This is a genomic window from uncultured Paraglaciecola sp., assembly GCF_963977085.1.
Classification (GTDB): domain Bacteria; phylum Pseudomonadota; class Gammaproteobacteria; order Enterobacterales; family Alteromonadaceae; genus Paraglaciecola.
Genome location: NZ_CAXBNC010000025.1, coordinates 52,278 through 70,738, shown reverse-complemented (window position 1 = coordinate 70,738; position 18,461 = coordinate 52,278). Strand labels below are relative to the sequence as shown.

The 18,461-nt window shown below is 40.4% G+C and carries 18 protein-coding genes; 3 read left to right on the top strand and 15 right to left on the bottom strand.

Annotation, left to right across the window (positions count from 1 at the left end):
* Window positions 1-63 precede the first annotated feature (63 nt).
* The 3 genes from AAC000_RS20720 to leuA all read right to left on the bottom strand — a co-directional run bounded on the left by AAC000_RS20720 (window position 64) and on the right by leuA (window position 3,973).
* Window positions 64-477 (bottom strand): DUF1801 domain-containing protein, encoded by a 414-nt coding sequence (locus AAC000_RS20720; protein WP_339725519.1) that lies wholly within the window; start codon window positions 475-477, stop codon window positions 64-66.
* Window positions 478-589: 112 nt separating this feature from the next.
* Window positions 590-1,723: an alpha/beta hydrolase-fold protein gene (locus tag AAC000_RS20715; protein WP_339725517.1), complete on the bottom strand. Its 1,134-nt coding sequence runs from the start codon at window positions 1,721-1,723 to the stop codon at window positions 590-592.
* 576 nt (window positions 1,724-2,299) lie between these two features.
* The gene (gene leuA, locus AAC000_RS20710) at window positions 2,300-3,973 is read right to left on the bottom strand and encodes a 2-isopropylmalate synthase (RefSeq protein ID WP_339725515.1); all 1,674 of its coding nucleotides are present in this window, start codon (window positions 3,971-3,973) and stop codon (window positions 2,300-2,302) included.
* Between the two features lie 155 nt (window positions 3,974-4,128).
* Here leuA and AAC000_RS20705 point away from each other — a divergent pair, with 155 nt between their 5' ends.
* The gene (locus tag AAC000_RS20705) at window positions 4,129-4,599 is read left to right on the top strand and encodes an Lrp/AsnC family transcriptional regulator (protein ID WP_339725513.1); all 471 of its coding nucleotides are present in this window, start codon (window positions 4,129-4,131) and stop codon (window positions 4,597-4,599) included.
* A gap of 58 nt (window positions 4,600-4,657) precedes the next feature.
* Here the strand turns inward: AAC000_RS20705 and AAC000_RS20700 are convergent, their stop codons facing one another.
* From AAC000_RS20700 to AAC000_RS20655, 10 genes are all read right to left on the bottom strand, one after another.
* Window positions 4,658-5,140, bottom strand: coding sequence for a phosphatidylglycerophosphatase A (locus AAC000_RS20700; RefSeq protein ID WP_339725511.1), 483 nt, complete (start codon window positions 5,138-5,140; stop codon window positions 4,658-4,660).
* A gap of 40 nt (window positions 5,141-5,180) precedes the next feature.
* Window positions 5,181-6,143, bottom strand: coding sequence for a thiamine-phosphate kinase (gene thiL, locus AAC000_RS20695; RefSeq protein ID WP_339725510.1), 963 nt, complete (start codon window positions 6,141-6,143; stop codon window positions 5,181-5,183).
* 59 nt (window positions 6,144-6,202) lie between these two features.
* Window positions 6,203-6,625 (bottom strand): transcription antitermination factor NusB, encoded by a 423-nt coding sequence (gene nusB, locus AAC000_RS20690; RefSeq protein WP_339725509.1) that lies wholly within the window; start codon window positions 6,623-6,625, stop codon window positions 6,203-6,205.
* Complete coding sequence (ribE, locus tag AAC000_RS20685) at window positions 6,626-7,102, bottom strand: 6,7-dimethyl-8-ribityllumazine synthase (protein ID WP_339725508.1); 477 nt, start codon at window positions 7,100-7,102, stop codon at window positions 6,626-6,628.
* Window positions 7,103-7,194: 92 nt separating this feature from the next.
* Window positions 7,195-8,295, bottom strand: coding sequence for a bifunctional 3,4-dihydroxy-2-butanone-4-phosphate synthase/GTP cyclohydrolase II (gene ribBA, locus AAC000_RS20680; RefSeq protein ID WP_339725507.1), 1,101 nt, complete (start codon window positions 8,293-8,295; stop codon window positions 7,195-7,197).
* 75 nt (window positions 8,296-8,370) lie between these two features.
* Window positions 8,371-9,042, bottom strand: a complete 672-nt coding sequence (locus AAC000_RS20675; RefSeq protein ID WP_339725506.1) for a riboflavin synthase — start codon at window positions 9,040-9,042, stop codon at window positions 8,371-8,373.
* Between the two features lie 37 nt (window positions 9,043-9,079).
* Window positions 9,080-10,216 carry a bifunctional diaminohydroxyphosphoribosylaminopyrimidine deaminase/5-amino-6-(5-phosphoribosylamino)uracil reductase RibD gene (ribD, locus tag AAC000_RS20670; protein WP_339725504.1) on the bottom strand — a complete coding sequence of 379 codons (1,137 nt, stop codon included), beginning with the start codon at window positions 10,214-10,216 and terminating at the stop codon, window positions 9,080-9,082.
* A 50-nt stretch (window positions 10,217-10,266) separates the two neighbouring features.
* Entirely contained in the window at window positions 10,267-10,716 is a 450-nt protein-coding gene (gene nrdR, locus AAC000_RS20665; RefSeq protein WP_339725503.1) for a transcriptional regulator NrdR, read from the bottom strand.
* 123 nt (window positions 10,717-10,839) lie between these two features.
* Window positions 10,840-12,096, bottom strand: coding sequence for a serine hydroxymethyltransferase (gene glyA / locus AAC000_RS20660; protein ID WP_339725502.1), 1,257 nt, complete (start codon window positions 12,094-12,096; stop codon window positions 10,840-10,842).
* A 155-nt stretch (window positions 12,097-12,251) separates the two neighbouring features.
* On the bottom strand, window positions 12,252-13,247 hold the full coding sequence (locus AAC000_RS20655; protein ID WP_339725501.1) for a Gfo/Idh/MocA family oxidoreductase: 996 nt from the start codon (window positions 13,245-13,247) through the stop codon (window positions 12,252-12,254).
* A 157-nt stretch (window positions 13,248-13,404) separates the two neighbouring features.
* Here AAC000_RS20655 and ettA point away from each other — a divergent pair, with 157 nt between their 5' ends.
* Window positions 13,405-15,072 carry an energy-dependent translational throttle protein EttA gene (ettA, locus tag AAC000_RS20650; protein ID WP_339725500.1) on the top strand — a complete coding sequence of 556 codons (1,668 nt, stop codon included), beginning with the start codon at window positions 13,405-13,407 and terminating at the stop codon, window positions 15,070-15,072.
* A gap of 60 nt (window positions 15,073-15,132) precedes the next feature.
* Here ettA and AAC000_RS20645 read toward each other — a convergent pair whose 3' ends face one another.
* A complete protein-coding gene (locus AAC000_RS20645; RefSeq protein WP_339725499.1) occupies window positions 15,133-15,786 on the bottom strand; it encodes a transporter substrate-binding domain-containing protein in 654 nt (217 codons plus the stop codon).
* 321 nt (window positions 15,787-16,107) lie between these two features.
* On the bottom strand, window positions 16,108-16,992 hold the full coding sequence (locus AAC000_RS20640) for a LytTR family DNA-binding domain-containing protein (RefSeq protein ID WP_339725498.1): 885 nt from the start codon (window positions 16,990-16,992) through the stop codon (window positions 16,108-16,110).
* 145 nt (window positions 16,993-17,137) lie between these two features.
* Between AAC000_RS20640 and AAC000_RS20635 the strand changes: the two genes are divergently transcribed.
* Complete coding sequence (locus tag AAC000_RS20635) at window positions 17,138-18,373, top strand: acyltransferase family protein (protein ID WP_339725496.1); 1,236 nt, start codon at window positions 17,138-17,140, stop codon at window positions 18,371-18,373.
* Window positions 18,374-18,461: the final 88 nt, after the last annotated feature.

Sequence of the window (18,461 nt, the reverse complement as noted above, 5' to 3'; positions counted from 1 at the left end):
TGTGGGAAGCGCCAAAGGCTAAAAATTAGCTATTGACGCCATAGTCTCTTGTTAGGCACCGATTTAACCGTACCGGCACTTTACAATGTCTATTGAATCGACGACAAGCTGCTCAAGAATTGAAATATCAAGGTCGGACAATTGTTTAAAGTAGAGACAAGACTTAGTCATCCTATGTTTGCCCAGTTTCGGAAGCAGTGGCTTACTACTACCTTCGCAATCTAGGTACACAACTAGTTCACGACCACGAATGGCGAACCCTGTTAGTGGTGCCTCTCCAGTTCTTCCGCTTTTGTAAGTATACCGATACGACCCATAACCTACTATGCTTGGTCCCCACATTTTTGGTTGTTGATTGGTGATCTTGTTTAATAGTGACATCAGGGCACGGCAATCATCTAGTTGATGGTCATTTGCACGGGAGTCGAGGTACTCATCCACGCTTGCATCTGTAGCTTTAGTCTTATTCTCGGTCATCGGGATACTCCATCAATGCAACAAAGGTGCCTAACGCCCCAAGCAGGGGATTTTACAGCGAGTAAAAGTCCCACTGACTTGGCTTGTTAGCACTGTCAAACTAACTCTCATGCTAAGTCAATAAGCCTTCAAGTTCTTCTTTTTGTTTAGAGCTAAGTTCATTTATCGACTTTATTGCATCTTCAATTGCTGATTTAGCAGCACCAGTTAAATTAAAGTGCAAGTAGGCCTTTATTAAGGCTATATGAGCATTAAAAGATTGAGGGTAAGTTTTTCGATTCCATGTAAACAACTCTAAGCTTTCATCTTTACGGTTCAAATACTGAAGCCATTGCCCGTAACCATTTGCTCTATCTTCTGGGATAACCATAGTTTCACCAAGTAACTTAGATCTAGAGCTATAAATTAACTGCAAATCGGCCAATGTTTGAGGAGTGTTTGGTAATGCCCAACCTAGAAACAGGTGCTTTATACCGTGATATTGCCCAAGTAGTGTTGTTGAATCATGGGTTTCATCACTAAATTTTTTTATTGAAATATTGAGGTTTGTACTTGGATACTTTTTGGTTAACTCAACTAGCTTTTGAAAAGGTTCAGTCATAGTTGGTTCTTCATTCGTTATAGAAATGAATAAACGTCCATTAAGAGTCCCCTTTTTTAGAGCCTCCTCCGTCAGGTCAAGTAACTGATTATTATTCCAATACAACGAAGGACTTATTGCTATTACACCGTTGAACAAATTAGGTCGCTTAATTAATGCATTTACTGCAAATTGGCCTCCATGCGATGTACCCGATAATGCTTGATAATCTAAAGTACGATAACGGCTTTTGACTAATGGAATAACTTCTTCTTCAATAAAAGCAAGAAAACGGTCAGCACCAGCTAACTTATCGAGCTGAGCTTCCTTTTTTACCGTTAAGGTCAGCTCCTCATTTCGTTTATTCCTTGGGTTGACTATACCAATTACGATCATGCTGGGTGCCAGATCAAATTTTGCTAAAAAATCTAACGTTCCTGCTGTATGAGAGCCTTGTATATCTCCATCCGTAACATATAAAACAGGAAACTTTTGCTTCGAATCTTCATAGCCAGCTGGAAGGTAGACTATCAATTCACGGCCTTCACCTAAGATTTGGCTATCTATAGTATTTTCTTCAATTTTGCCGAATTTCACAGAAGCAAAAACGCTTAAGTGAAAAAAGCACACCAAAACAAGTATTAAATTTGAGGTTATTTTATTCATCACTTTCCTTTTAAATGAGTTTTTCCCTTATTTAAACATAATAAGGTTTGGGAATACGCCATTGAGCGCTAACAGTTTACTAGGCAGAAGTCGGATTAGACACAAACGCTTCATCCATTTTCACCTCGACATTCCGGTAAATTTTTTATAGCATTTCATAAACTTAGCCTTTTGAAAAGGCAAACCTTGATTTGATAATTTTACGGGGACACTCATCGTAATTTCTTATGGCATAAATAAATGGCGTAGCCATTCAATCTTATTAGTCGGCAACGTTGATGCTTTTGACTTACCCTCGACTCAAAGCTCGCCAATAATCTACTTGCTTTTGTAGGGTAATCGTCAGGCGGACGCCGCGCGGGAAAGACGATTAAGTAATGCCCCGCTGGTAGCGGATCATTACGACCTGTAAAAGTGAGTAGATTATTGGATGAAGAGCATTGCCCTCGAGCGGCATTTTTTGCTTACTTTTTGCTGCTGTTGGCAAAAAGTAAGTCGCGCAGAAGGGATTCTGTGTGAAAACTGCCAAGCGGGCGCCGCGCGGGATGGCAGTAAGCGCTAGCGCATACTTTTAATTTATGATGAGCTCACAGTCCCAACCTTTCGATTAACCCCACCCACCAAAGCCTTAACAGCAGCAGTCATAATATTACTATCCTTAGCCACCCCAAAACTAGCAGACTGCCCCGCTACTTTTAACTCTATATAACACACCGCAGAAACGTCAGAACCACTGCCTATCGAGTGTTCATGGTAATCCACCACTTCCACTGTTTGATTGGTCACCTTGCATAAAGCATTCGCAGTAGCATCAATGGGCCCATTGCCTACCCCATTAACAGTTTGCTTTTTGCCCTGATAATTAATTTGGATTTCGATACTTTGTTGGTCATCCGCTAAAGTAGATATCTGGCTGCTGATAAACTCAATAGGGGCTATTTGGTTAAAGTATTCCTGTTCAAACAATTCAACAATGGCATTAGCCTGGGACTCTTTACCTGTTTTATCATTTACGTTCTGCACGATACGGCTGAATTCAATTTGTAACTTACGAGGCAACTGTAACCCTGCTGCGCGATCCAGTAAAAAGCTCACGCCTCCTTTGCCCGATTGGCTATTGACTCTAACAACGGCATCATAACTTCGACCTAAATCAATAGGATCAATAGGTAAATAAGGCACGTTCCAAAGCCCATCTTGCTGTTGAACGGCTAAGCCTTTTTTAATGGCATCTTGGTGTGAGCCAGAAAAGGCAGTAAACACCAATTCACCTGCATAAGGATGACGAGGATGCACAGGTAATTGATTACATTCTTCGACTAATTTTCGAGTTTGGTCAATGTTCGAAAAATCTAACTCAGGATGTATGCCTTGGGTGTACAAGTTTAAAGCTAAGGTCACTAGGTCCACATTACCGGTACGCTCTCCATTACCAAATAAACACCCTTCGACTCGGTCAGCACCTGCCATAAGCGCTAGCTCTGCAGCCGCCACAGCGGTTCCTCTGTCATTGTGCGGGTGTACACTTAAGACTATATGTTGGCGTTGCTTAAGGTGAGTGTGCATCCATTCAATTTGGTCGGCATAGGTATTAGGGGTGTTCATTTCAATCGTAGCAGGTAGATTGATAATAATTTTATTATCTACACTTGGCTGCCAAATTTCCACCACCGCATCACAGACCTCTTTAGCGAATCTTATTTCAGTACTTGAAAATACTTCTGGTGAATATTGATAAGTCCAGTCCACTTCAGGTGCGGTGGCCGTTAATTGTTTTACCCATTGGGTGCCTTGGGTGGCAATCTTTTTAACACCAGCCTTATCGGTTTTATAGACGATTTCTCGAAACCTTGGTGCCAAGGGATTGTACATATGTAAAATTGCTTGTTTCGCACCTCTCAAACTTTCCACCGTTTTTTCAATTAAGTCAAAACGAGCTTGTACTAATACCTCGATTGTCACATCTTCTGGTATATGATTGTCTTCAATCAACAAACGTACAAAATTAAAATCAACTTCTGACGCTGAAGGAAACCCTACCTCAATCTGTTTAAAACCTATGGCAACTAGTGCTTTAAAAAACTTCAATTTAGTTGCAATAGACATAGGATCGATGAGCGCTTGATTACCATCCCGTAAATCGGTGCTCATCCACATAGGTGGTTTACTAATAGTGTTATTTGGCCACTGTCTGTTTTTTAATTTAATGCTCTGAAAAGCCTGATATTTAGTATGTGGATCAGCGATCATTTTGGAGTCCGAGTATCAATAAATAAGTCTGTAAAAAGAATAACGAATTAACGTTCGAATAAGATTGCTAAAAATCATCAGAAAGCAGAATATAAACAATTATATTGCTGTAAAATAAAGTTTAGTGGCATTAATTGCTTTCAAGAGGAAAATGTATGCAACTTGATAAATATGATCGATTGATCCTAGACATTATTCAAAAAAAAGGACGTATATCTAATCAAGAACTAGCCGAAGCGATCAACCTATCACCTTCCCCTTGTCTACGTAGAGTGCGTCAATTAGAAGAGTCTGGCATGATTGCCGGTTATGTCGCTTTGTTAGACGCCAGAAAACTCGGTTTAACCTTAGTGTCCTTTATTCAAATAAGTATGGATAAACACACACCCGAACGTTTTAATCATTTTGAAAAACAGATAGCGACATTCCCAGAAGTATTAGAATGTCACTTAGTGACAGGACAGTCGGCAGACTATTTACTCAAGGTGATCATTAAAGATATGGATGATTTTCAGCGATTTTTATTAAACAAACTCACACCAATTGAAGGTGTGACCGGTGTGCATTCTTCTTTTGTATTAAAATCGCCAGTGAATACCAGCGCTTTACCTATAGAAGTGTTTTAAAGGAGGGGGGTTAAACATAAAAAGCAGCAAGGATAAAATTAACGAGCAGTGATAAAAACTAAATTACAGCTAAACCTATATGTAACACACCTAAGGCAAACACCCCTGCCAATACGTCATCTATCATAATACCGAAGCCGCCATGCACATGTTTATCTAGATAACTAATTGGCCAAGGTTTGAGAATATCAAAAAAGCGAAATAGCACAAAACCGGCAAGCAAAGTTTGCCAGCTTAAAGGCACAGCAATCATGGTAATAAGCATACCAGCTACTTCATCCCACACAATTGATGAGTCGTCATGGACGCCCATATCTGCAGCAGTTTTACCGCAAATCCAGATCCCCACCACGCTAACCATGACAGTGACGATTAAATAAACAGGTAAACTAGCATAATGTGATAACAGAACCACTAAAGGCAACGCAGCCAAAGTCCCAAAAGTACCCGGCATTTTACCAGCTAAACCACTGCCAAACCCCAGCGCCAAAAAATGCACAGGGTTGAGTAAGCTAAGTTTGCTACGTATTTGCTTATCCAAAATTTGCCTTTTAACCTAAAATCGTCACAGATGACGATAACTAGAAGTGTTCGTAACCTTTGACATTATAGTCGTAGGGTTTGTCTGCTTGGCGCAATTCTAACTTACCCACAGCGCCATTCAGTTGCCCTATAAAGGTAGCGTGAACATTGGCACTGGCTAAGGCTGTTTCTAAATGGCCTTTTTGTTCTTCACTTACAGTGAATAACAATTCGTAATCATCGCCTGCACTTAAGGCATAGTCGATCGCCTGACTACTACTCACCGAGTCTTTTAAGGCTTGTGACATAGGCAATTTATCAACATGTATAGTTGCACCACATTCTGACGCCTTAAGAATATGTTTAATATCAGATACTAGACCATCGGATATATCAATACACGCACTGGCAATACGTCTAAGGCAAGTGCCAACCATTAACCTTGGTGTTGGATAATTCAAACGATTAAGTAAATAGTCAGTATTCAATTGATCATCTAGAAGACATTTTTTTTGCGCAATAGCTAAGCCTAAGCCGGCATCACCTAGAGTACCAGTGACATAAACTGAATCACCGGGTTTTGCCTGACTTCTAGTCAAAGCTTGATCAAAGGGCACAAAACCTTGTGCTGTGATTGTGATTGCCAAAGGCCCCTGTACAGTATCACCGCCAATGAGTTGCACCGAGTAATATTCAGCATGCTGTTGCAAACCATTTGAGAAAGCTTCCAACCACTCTTTATCTACCGAAGGCAAACTCAAAGATAAGCTTATCCAAGCGGGTTCAGCGCCCATGGCGGCTAAATCACTTAAGTTAACCGCTATCGCTTTTTGGGCTATCGCATGGGGTGGCGTGTCAGGCAAAAAATGTACGCCACTTAGCAAAGTGTCGGTAGTAGTCACTAATGCTTGGCCTTTGGGGATATGAGTAACGGCACCATCATCTCCGATACCAATAATCACATCTTTACGTTGAATACTTTTTGCTTTGAAAAAATATTCAATAACATTAAATTCTTTCATTTTGACTAATTTTTGTTACATCTGATGAGAGAAAAGTTGCCCAGACCTAATGACTAAGGTTAAGACAACTCATCTTTACGTAGAGTTTTAATCGCTTTATCTAGCACACCATTAACGAACTTATGGCTTTCTTCAGCACCAAAAGATTTAGCTAATTCAATGGCTTCATTGATAACAACTTTATAAGGGACATCAATTCTGCCAACAAGTTCGTAAGTCGCTATTCTAAGAATGGCTTGTTCAACTGGATCGAGTTCTTCAGGCAGGCGACCAAGATAAGGTTTGATCTTTTTATCTAAGTCAGCACAGTCTTTTACCACAGCGCGCAACAATTCTAAAAAGTACTCAGTATCAATTTTTTGCATATTGTTACTGGTGACTATACTCAGCTCAATTTGCTCTACTGGATTTTTACTCATCTGCCAAGAATAAACCGCTTGTACTGCAAGTTCTCTGGCTAAGTGACGGGCTTTAGGTTTCACCTATTTAGCCCCTTCAATATTTGCTAACACGTTGACCATTTCTAACGCACTGACTGCGGCTTCTGCGCCTTTGTTTCCAGCTTTAGTGCCTGAACGCTCAATTGCTTGTTCTATGCTGTCTGTAGTGATCACTCCAAAAGAGACCGGAATGCCGTATTCTAAAGAAACCTGTGCAAGGCCTTTGTTACATTCACCAGCAACAAACTCAAAATGTGGTGTACCACCACGGATGACAGCGCCCAACGCAATGATGGCATCGTATTTATTTTGTTCAGCAAGTTTTTTAGCCGCAATGGGTAGCTCATAAGCACCAGGCACACGAACCAAAGTAATATCTTGTTCGTTGACTTCACCATGCCTTTCAAGAGCATCAAGCGCTCCGTCCACTAAACTTTCAACAACAAAACTGTTGAAACGAGAAACCACAAGGGCAAACTTTTTGCCTGTTGCGCGAATGTTACCTTCAATAATATTCATCTAAAAACCTTACTGGAAAAATCGGCGCGCAGTTTAGCACATCCGAAAAGGGAAATATTGTGATATTTTTAACCATTTCATTTACTAAAAAGTTAAATTTCAACGTACTCAACCACCTCTAAACCATAACCTGATAACGCGTGGTATTTTTTAGGTTTGCTCAACAAACGCATTTTTTTAATGCCTAAGCTGGCTAAAATTTGGCTACCTACTCCAACTGTACGTGAAGAGCCTTTCCAATCGGCGTGTACTGGGGTATCCCCCTTATCCTCAGCTTCAAATAGTTTCACTTGGGTTAATAAATCTTCATCTTTGCCCAAAAGCACTAACACGCCACCATGTTCAGCAATATATTTTATTGCATCAGGCAACCCCATGCTGCGGGAGATGGCTCGTTGCGAACCCAATAAGTCACTAAAACTATTTAATAAATGCACTCTAACTAAAGTAGGACTTTCAGCATCAATGTCACCTTTGCACATAGCAAAATGGACTTGGTTATCAATGACATCTTTGAAGGTCACTAGATCAAACTCGCCGTACTCAGTAGGTAGTTTACACTTAGCCACTTGTTGAATAGTGGTTTCGTTTAAGTTTCGATATTCGATTAAATCAGCAATGGTACCAATTTTCATATCATGTTTTGCGGCGAAGACTTCGAGCTCTGGGCGTCTAGCCATACTGCCGTCTTCGTTAAGTATTTCAACTATGACCGATGCGGGTTCGCAGCCTGCCAATCGTGCCAAATCAATGCCCGCTTCAGTATGTCCAGCACGGTTCAATACACCGCCTTCTTTACCTATTAACGGAAAAATATGCCCTGGTTGTACTATGTCTTTAGCCTGAGCACCTTTTGATACTGCCGCCAATACCGTTTTGGCTCTGTCACCAGCGGATATACCTGTGGTAACCCCTTCAGCCGCTTCAATGGACACAGTAAAATTGGTTGAAAATTGCGCGCTATTATCATCTACCATCAAAGGTAGATTAAGCGCTTTGCAGCGCTCGGCCGTCATAGGCAAACAAACTAAACCACGAGCATGAGTCACCATAAAGTTAATGGATTCAGGGGTAACATGTTCGGCGGCCATAATAATGTCGCCTTCATTTTCCCTGTCTTCATCATCCATTAAGATAACCATTTTACCTTGGCGGATATCTTCGATTATCTCTTCACTACTATTTAATGGCATATTCTGTTGTCTTCTTTTTAATTGAGTTGATAGCGTGGTCACCTATGAGGCAACGCTCATTCAAGTGTGCTTACTTTACTTCAAATAGCCGTTTTCTGCTAAAAACGCCATGCTGATATCTTTTTTATCGGTGTCAGTAGATGAATACGCTGCTTTGTCTCCCAACATTAATCGCTCTATATACCGAGCAATAACATCCACTTCTAAATTGACTTTAGTTGCCACTTTATAACTACCAATAATGGTTTCTTGCAAACTATGGGGAATAAGCGTCAGTAAAAATTTGCCGCCATCCACTTGATTCACGGTAAGGCTCACACCATCAACTGTAATCGAGCCCTTTTCAGCTAAATATTTGGCCAAATCATCTGGGGCTTTAACCCAAATTTCCACATAACGCCCAACAGGTGCGATAGATAACACTTCGCCTACACCGTCTACATGGCCACTGACAATATGCCCACCCAAACGGCTATTGGCTTGCAAGGCCTTTTCGAGGTTCACTTTGCTACCAGCCTGATAATTAGCAAAACCCGTGCGTTTTATCGTTTCGTGAGACACGTCCGCACTAAAACCGTTCTTCGACATAGCCACGACCGTTAAACACACACCGTTATTGGCAATACTGTCGCCTAAAGACACATCACTCATATCCAGCTTGTCAGTTTTAATCGACAACCTAATGTCTTCACCAGAAGGCACTAAAGCTTCAATAAGACCCACATCTTCTATAATTCCGGTAAACATATTCTCTCGATAAATTTAATTGAGCTTAGTTTATGTGTTAGTTCTTAAACACAGCTGTCATTTTGAGATCATCACCCACTTGCCTTACATCATTCCAACTGAGATCAATTACCTCTTCCATCACCTCAATGGGCATTGTATCAAACAGGTTTTGCCCAGCGCCTCCTATTAATTTGGGCGCTTGGTATAAAATCAATTCATCTAGCAATTTATTTTGTAACAAGGCACCAGCAAGTTTTGCTCCGGCTTCCACCCAGACGTGATTTAATTGCATTTCACCGAGTTTAGTCAGCACTTTATTTAAGTCTAATTTATTGCCGTTAAAAGGGGCCTGCCACTGATTCACATGTTGTGCAAATTGATGTTCGCTGGGTCGACCATTCACAAGCAACACATCACCTGCGAGATTATTTTCACTTAGTTGCAAACATTGTAAAGTTGGCGGCAATTGGTTACGTCCATCTAACAAAACCCGCAAAGGTTGACGTAAGTCTTTTTGCGCTAACACATCATCGCCTAGATTAAGTTCACAATAGCGCACATTTAACATAGGGTTATCGGCTATTACAGTGCCAGAACCAGATAGAATCGCGCAGCTCCGGGCGCGGTGGCGCTGCACATCTTGCCTTGCCAGAGGACCGGTTATCCATTGACTTAAACCATTTTTTAAAGCCGTTTTACCATCTAAACTCGCCGCCAGTTTAACGGTTACCCAAGGTTTACCTGTACGCATACGCTTAATAAAACCGCGATTAAGTTGCTCAGCGCCTGCTTGCAACAAGCCATGCTCGGTTTTAATTCCTGCTTGCTGTAATTTTCGTAAACCATTACCGGACACCAATGGATTGGGATCAACCATAGCGGCCACTACCCTAGTGATCCCTGCTGCAATTAGTGAATCAGCACAAGGGGGCGTTCTGCCAAAATGACTACAAGGCTCTAAAGTGACATAGGCAGTCGCTCCTTTAGCGAGATTACCCGCCTGTTTTAAGGCATGGACTTCTGCGTGGGGAGTGCCAGCCATTTTGTGCCAGCCTTCACCCAGAATAACACCTTGGCTATCACTGATAACACAACCCACGTTAGGATTAGGTGCTGTGGTATATTGACCTCGTTTAGCTAATTGAATAGCACGGGCCATCATTTGATGATCTGTATTTGAAAATTGAGTCACGAATTACCAACAAAAAAGGACGTTAATTAAGAGAATACCTTGAACAGATTTCAGTCGCCCAAGCGCGCAATCTCTTCACCAAACTCACGAATATCTTCAAAGGAACGATACACAGATGCAAAACGCACATAAGCCACTTTATCGAGTTCTTTCAACGCATCCATAATCAAGTTCCCCAGAAATTCACTGCTAACTTCACGCTCACCAGTGGCCCTTAAAGAAGACTTTAAACGACTAACACATTGTTCTACTTGCTCAGTACTGACTGGGCGCTTTTCAAGTGCGCGCTGTAAACCGGCCCGCAACTTGTCTTCGTTAAAAGGTTCCCGCGAGCCATCTCGCTTAACGATTCTAGGCATCACCAGTTCTGCCATCTCAAAAGTAGTGAAGCGTTCCTTACAGACAGTGCATTCTCTTCTGCGTCTCACTTGGCTACCATCAGCTACCAAACGCGAATCGATTACTTTAGTTTCTTGTACAGAACAAAACGGACAAAACATAGATGATTTCTAATATGCGGGAATGAATAAGACTAAATTAACAAAATTCAGCTGTCAGTCATACTATAAGCAATAAAAAAGCCGACTTTCGTCGGCTTTTTTCTATCAATATATAACTATATCTTAAGCGTAAACGGGGAATTGTTTACATAATGCAATGACTTCACCTTTCACACGTTCAATCACAGACTCATCGTTAATATTGTCCAATACGTCACAAATCCAATTTGCTACTTGTTTGGCTTGCTCTTCTTTAAAGCCACGGCGAGTGATGGCAGGTGAGCCAAGACGCAGACCACTAGTGACAAAAGGAGAGCGTGGATCGTTAGGAACTGAGTTTTTATTTACCGTAATATTAGCATTACCTAAGGCTGCATCAGCATCTTTACCTGTGTACTCTTTTCCAATTAGGTCTAAAAGGAACAAATGATTTTCAGTGCCACCGGATACAACTTTATGGCCGCGTTCCTGAATTACCGCCACCATAGCTTTAGCATTTTGCACAACTTGTTGTTGGTAGACTTTAAACTCAGGCTCTAGGGCTTCTTTAAATGCCACCGCTTTAGCTGCAATCACATGGCATAGAGGACCACCTTGGTTACCAGGGAAAACAGAACTATTAAGCTTTTTATAAATAGTTTCATCACCACAAGCAGACAAAATCAAACCACCACGCGGGCCCGCCAGCGTTTTATGTGTAGTAGTAGTCACAACATGAGCATGAGGAATAGGACTAGGATAAACACCAGCCGCAATCAAACCTGCCACATGAGCCATATCTACCATTAAATAGGCATCCACTTTATCCGCAATTTCACGGAATTTTTGCCAATCAACAATGCCAGAATAAGCAGAAAATCCAGCGATTATCATTTTAGGCTTATGTTCTAGCGCTAAAGCTTCTACTTGCGCCATATCAATTTCGCCAGTTTCAGCATTTAAGCCATACTGAACAGCGTTATAGGTTTTACCTGAGAAATTAACGTGTGAACCATGGGTTAAGTGGCCGCCATGAGCCAAGCTCATACCTAAAACCGTATCACCAGCATCAATCAATGCCATAAATACTGCAGAGTTAGCCTGAGAACCGGCATGAGGCTGCACGTTAGCATAATCGCAACCAAACAACTGTTTGGCTCGTTCAATGGCTAAATCTTCTGCAATATCTACATATTCGCAGCCGCCATAATAACGTTTGTGAGGGTAGCCTTCTGCATACTTATTGGTAAGTTGTGAGCCTTGAGCTTCTAAGACACGTGGACTGCAATAGTTTTCAGAGGCAATCAACTCAATGTGATGCTCCTGACGTTGGTTTTCATTTTGAATTGCTTCATACAATTCCGGATCAAAATCAGCAATATTCATATCACGTGTTAGCATCACTTTTCCTCAACATCAGCAGTAATTAAAAATGGGGTATACCCCCTAAATAAGCAGCGCATAGTTTAGTTATTTTGAACAATTTGTATAGTGGCAATCCGGCATGAGAAACAACCAAAAGTTGTAACGGTTTTTGCACACCCCAATCTAAAGTATTAAAGCGCTTCAATCTCTTGTGGAAATTGCACACCAATTTGTTGGCGGATGTCATCCATTACCTCAAGTACAGTGACACTGTCGCGATGTGACATGACTTCACTATACAAACGGTTTTGTTGAATACAGTCCATGCTTGCTTCAATTTGATATTCAAAACCATTTACTGGGTGAGGTATATCAATAGTTTGAATTAAGCTGTTATCGCGAAACACTTCGGCTTTGTCAGTATCCCAAAAACAGGCTGGTAAATTTACGTAACCATCAGTACCCACTATCCTCATGGTATTACTAGTTTGTGCCAACATAGAACAGGTAAACTGTGCAAAACGTCCCGATGGATAGTGCATATTTGCGAATACATGCCCATCAACTTGCTGATCAGTTAATTGACCCATAGCGGTCACGATATCTGGGTGCTCATCTAGCAGAAACTGGCTGACAGTAATACTATAAATACCTAAATCTAATAGTGAACCACCCGCTAGCTCCGCCTTTAGCAAGCGGCTTTTTTGCCTTTTTTGAAAAGCAAAGCCAATTTCTGACTGGATATATTGAATATCACCTATTATCCCTTCGTTTAACAATTGCCTAAGTTGCGACAAACACGGCATAAAACGACTCCACAAAGCCTCTTGCAACAATAAGTTTTTGCTTTGCGCTAACTCCACTAAAACCTTCATTTGTTCGGCATTCACTGTGCATGGCTTTTCAACCAACACGTGTTTACCGGCTTGCAAACACATTTTAGCTTGTTGGTAGTGAAAGTTATGGGGGGTAGCAATATAAATAATGTCGATTTCGGGATCAGCCAACATTTGCCCATAATCTGAGTAGGTTTTTTCAATATGATAGGTTTCAGCGAATTCCGACGCTCGTTCTTTTGAACGACTGGCGACAGCCAAAATTTTACCCTTTTTAGATGGCGCGATTGCTTTTGCAAATGTATTTGCAATATTTCCTGGACCGATTACACCCCAATTAAAGCTTTGCATGTTTTACCTTGTTAACGAATTAGAAGACAAAATACTACGATAGTCCCTAACAATTGACATCAATTATTGATAAAAAACCAAAGTTATAAAACAATACCTTTTACCCTACCCTTGCACTGAATTACACTACTACCAAATTAACTTACATAAGACTGTTATGGCTCAATACGTTTACAGCATGCTTCGTGTCGGTAAAGTGGTTCCACCCGGCAAACATATCTTAAAAAATATTTCTCTCAGCTTTTTCCCCGGTGCAAAAATCGGTGTGTTAGGTTTGAACGGTTCTGGTAAATCGACCTTACTCAAAATCATGGCGGGTATAGATACTGAAATCGAAGGTGAGGCTATCCCACAAACCGGATTAAAAATTGGCTATCTTCCTCAAGAGCCTCAGCTTGACGAAACTAAAGACGTTAGAGGCAACATTGAAGAAGCAGTGGCCGATGTAGTACATGCCCTTAAACGAATTGAAGAAGTCTATGCAGCTTACGCAGAAGAAAACGCTGACTTTGACGCTTTAGCAAAAGAACAAGGCGAGTTAGAAGCCATCATTCAAAGTAAAGATGGTCATAACCTTGATAATGCCTTAGAGCGAGCGGCCGATGCATTACGCCTACCACCATGGGATGCAGATGTAAGCAAACTTTCTGGGGGTGAACGTCGCCGAGTGGCATTGTGTAAATTGTTGCTAGAAAAACCTGAAATGTTATTGCTCGACGAACCTACCAACCACTTAGATGCAGAATCAGTGGCTTGGTTAGAACGTTTTTTACATGACTATGAAGGCACTGTGGTCGCTATTACCCATGATAGATATTTCCTCGATAACGTAGCAGGCTGGATATTAGAGCTTGACCGTGGCCAAGGGATACCTTGGGAAGGTAACTATTCATCTTGGTTGGAGCAAAAAGATGCACGCCTTGAACAAGAAGAAAAAACCGAAAGCGCTAGGCAAAAATCCATAAAAACCGAACTTGAGTGGGTGCGCTCAAACGCTAAGGGTCGTCATTCTAAAAGCAAAGCTCGTATGGCTAGGTTTGAAGAGCTCAACACTGGTGATTATCAAAAACGTAATGAAACCAATGAGTTATTTATCCCACCTGGTGAGCGTTTAGGCGAAAAAGTAATTGAAGTGAGCGGCCTTAAAAAATCTTACGGCGATAGAGTATTAATTGATGATCTCAGTTTCAAAATTCCCAAAGGCGCAATTGTAGGCATAATTGGTCCTAACGGTGCGGGTAAATCTACCTTATTTAAGATGCTTAGCGGTGATGAACAAGCCGATGCGGGTAAAATTGATTTGGGCGAATCGGTGCATTTAGCCAGCGTCGATCAGTTTCGCGATCATATGAACGATGACAATACGGTTTACAAAGAAATATCAGATGATTCGGATATTATCCGCATTGGCAACTTTGAACTGAATAGTCGCGCCTATTGTGGACGTTTTAATTTTAAAGGTGCAGATCAACAGAAGTTTATGAAAAACCTCTCTGGTGGCGAGCGCAACCGTGTGCATTTGGCTAAATTACTAAAAGCCGGTGGCAACGTATTATTGCTGGATGAACCGACTAATGACTTGGATGTGGAAACCTTACGAGCCTTAGAAAATGCCATATTGGAATTCCCAGGTTGCGCCATGATTATTTCCCATGACAGATGGTTTTTAGACAGAGTAGCGACACACATCATGGACTACCGCGATGAAGGCAAAATTAATTTCTACGAAGGTAACTACACCGAATATGCCGCGTGGTTAAAAGCCACTTATGGCACAGATGTAGTCGAACCCCATAGGTTAAAATATAAAAAGATTAGTAAGTAACATTATTACTTATGACTTGTATAGGGCGCATTGAGCGCCCTTTTTTATGCTAATTATCCATTAATGGGAATGGCTTTTAATTGCCGACTGTAATTTTTCTAGGATGCTGTTTTCAATGTTGATGTTGGCTGCAAGGTAGCCAGTAATTGCTAACTCAGGGATGGCGGTGACATACTTAGCCGCATTAGTAGGTAATTTATATTGCGCTAACATCCCCGCAATTAGTTCGGGTGATTCTACAATAAAGTCCACTTTTTTATTGACCAATAACTTCCAAGAACAACCAATATCCGAACATATAATAAGTTGTTTGCCTTCCTCTAAGCCATTTTCAATTGCCCACTGATGAGAAATATCATTTCGTTGCACAGCTAAGGAAAAGTTTTCCAATTCTTTAAGGGGGGTATGATGAAGATCCTGTCTTGCACTTAATGCGACTAATCCAAGTTTATAGTGCGCAACTGGTAATAACCAATGGAACAACTTATTGCGTTTATCAGATTTCGCAATGGAATAAATCAGTGTATTAGGTTCAGATATGGCTTTTTCATAGGCCCGAGCCCAAGGATACATATTGATTGTTGGGGTAAGTCCTGACTCAGATAACAGTGATTTCACTATTTCGGTCGCGGTACCTGACACTTCATTTTGCATTAGGGTTTGATAGGGGGGAGACAATTCAGTCACCACTTGCAGCTTTGTATCGCTTGCCATGCTGGTTCCAGTTAACAGCACAGCCACTAGAACAATAACCCGATTAATCAGTAAATTTAAATTAAGATGCATTGATGATGAGGTTTGTGATTTTCTAATTATGAGCATGATAATAAATTAGCCTAAATTTTACCAACTTAACCTTCGTTTAATATAACTAAATCAAATCAATTCTAGCGCTCTTAGACTTGACTGGAATTTTAACCAAACGGCAAACTGGTCTTTAAGCGTCTCTGTAACAAGACTAGTTGAGCACTTTGGACATAATTAGAGTTTTAAACTAATCAGCGCTTTATTCAAGGCTTGGCAGTAATTTGACTGTTAGTGATGGGTGACCAAAGTTTCAAAATCCACTTTGTAACGCCTTGAAAGACGAATTTTTTCTCCCGATTGCATCACTATTTCTCCGTCACCACTGACTAGAGGTTCAATAAAATGCACCCAATTAATATTCACAGCAAATGATTTATGCACACGGACTAAACCATAACGACGGCTTTTCACCATAAACTCAGACAGGGTAATACGCATAGGGTAAATTTGGTCACCAATATGCAGATTGACATAATTACCACAGGCTTCAACCCACTCGATATTAGAGGTTTTAATCAAAAACTCTTTTCCTAATTTTTTAACCAATAGAATATTCGCTAATGATTTTGATTTTTGGCTGTCATTTTCACTGACTGAGTGATTTGAGATAGATTGAGCATCACCCAACCACTGCGAAATCATGTATCGATATATGGCAATTAATGCCACAAAGAAAGCAAAACTCCATAGATCCTTACGCAATTCATATAAAAATTCAAAAAGAAACTGCCCCAAACCGCTAGAAAACTGATAGTCACTTTCAGTGAATAAATAAACTAATTCACGCATTGCGACCATTAAACATATATGTATAACAGCATAACTAATAGCAGCAACAATAAAACGCCCAGCACTACGTTTTTTTGTTTGCCAGTCCCAAGGATATTTGCGCATAAACCAAGCAATGGCAGGAAAGATAATAAGCGTTGCTAAGGCGCTAGAAAATTCCCAGACAAAGGGCTCCCAGGATTGAAAAGAGGCACTCACTTCCCTTGCGTCTTCCATTAACTCGGTAGTGGCATTAATTGTCGCATTTATGCCGAGATAGCAAAATAACGCTAACATTTCAAAAGCGAATTTGTGTGTTTGAAAGTATTCTTTTGTAAACTGCATTTTAATTAATTACCTTTTGTCCCTTATTTCCACCGCTTATCACTTTTTGTTTCATTTCAGTAAGTTAGCAATACAAAAGTTGTTCATTTGTGACAGTCTTCGATTCATATATTTTTCATTTTAAACTTACAAACTCAACAAAACCATGATTAACACTACGACTTTGAACACAAGCCGACTGCATTGTTTAGATTGGCTAAGGGTGATCGCGATAGGCGTATTATTGCTGTATCACGTCGGAATGATTTATGTACCTGACTGGGGATATCACTATAAAAATCCGTTAACCAATGATGCCATAAAATCATTCATGTTGTTGACATCTCCTTGGCGAATGGGTCTGTTGTGGATAGTCTCTGGCGTTGCCTTAGCTTATATGTGTGGCAGCTACACTATGATTAAATTAGTGATTAAACGTACTAATCAGATATTGCTGCCACTTTTGATTGGGGTGTTATTTATTGTTCCGCTGCAATTATTTGCACAAATGAAACAAGCCAACGACATGCCATTAAGTTTTATTGGGTTTGTGCAGGCTTTTTTTATTCAACCACAACAATATTTTGTAAATTATTCATCGGGAATATGGCCTAGATTTGATGTTAACCATTTATGGTTTTTACGTTCATTATGGCGCTTTAGTATCATTCTCATCTTAGTTTCGCCCATTTTAAATTCAAAGGTCGCACAAAAAATAGCGCACTGGTTAGCCTCAAGGCTGAGCTGTGTATTGCTGCTATTTTTTGTTCCAATTTCTCTCATTGAATGGCTAATGGAAGGTGAGTTAGTACGGGAGGTTTATGGATTTACTTTATTATTTTTAGGGTTCTTTTTGGGGTTGCATACTGCCTTTTGGCGAACTTTAACTAAACATGCCTGGCTACTCAGCATGCTATGTCTAATGGCTATGACTGCTCTACAAATAGGCTTTATTGAAATCTGGAAGCCTGGTTTAAATCAAACTAATGAGATTTTGAACTTACTCATAAAATGTATTTATGTGTCGAACAAAATTCTGCCATTATTTGCAATACTCGCGCTTTCCTATCGCTATCTAAATAGACCAAATAAAATAGTGACGTTATTAAACCCCTTTGTGTTTCCACTTTATATTTTGCATCAAAGCGTCATTATAATTGTTGCATATATGGCATCTAACAGTAGTTTTATATTCTTAAAAGCCCCCGAATATCAGTTGTGGTTTAGTTTAGTTGTATCACCTCTGATCTGTGGATTATTGGTAATGGTAATCGCCAATTTTAATGCTTTACGAATGTGTTTTGGAATGCGCTTTAAAAACAATATTGATCCTTATAAAAGTTGCCAAGTCAGTTTGCTGGTATGGGTTATCTGTACACCAATGATTTTTAGACTTATCTGATGTCAGCAACATCTCATCACTTAATCATTCGAGATGTGATCTGCTATCTACTATCTACTAACTGCTATCTACTAGCTGCTATCTACTA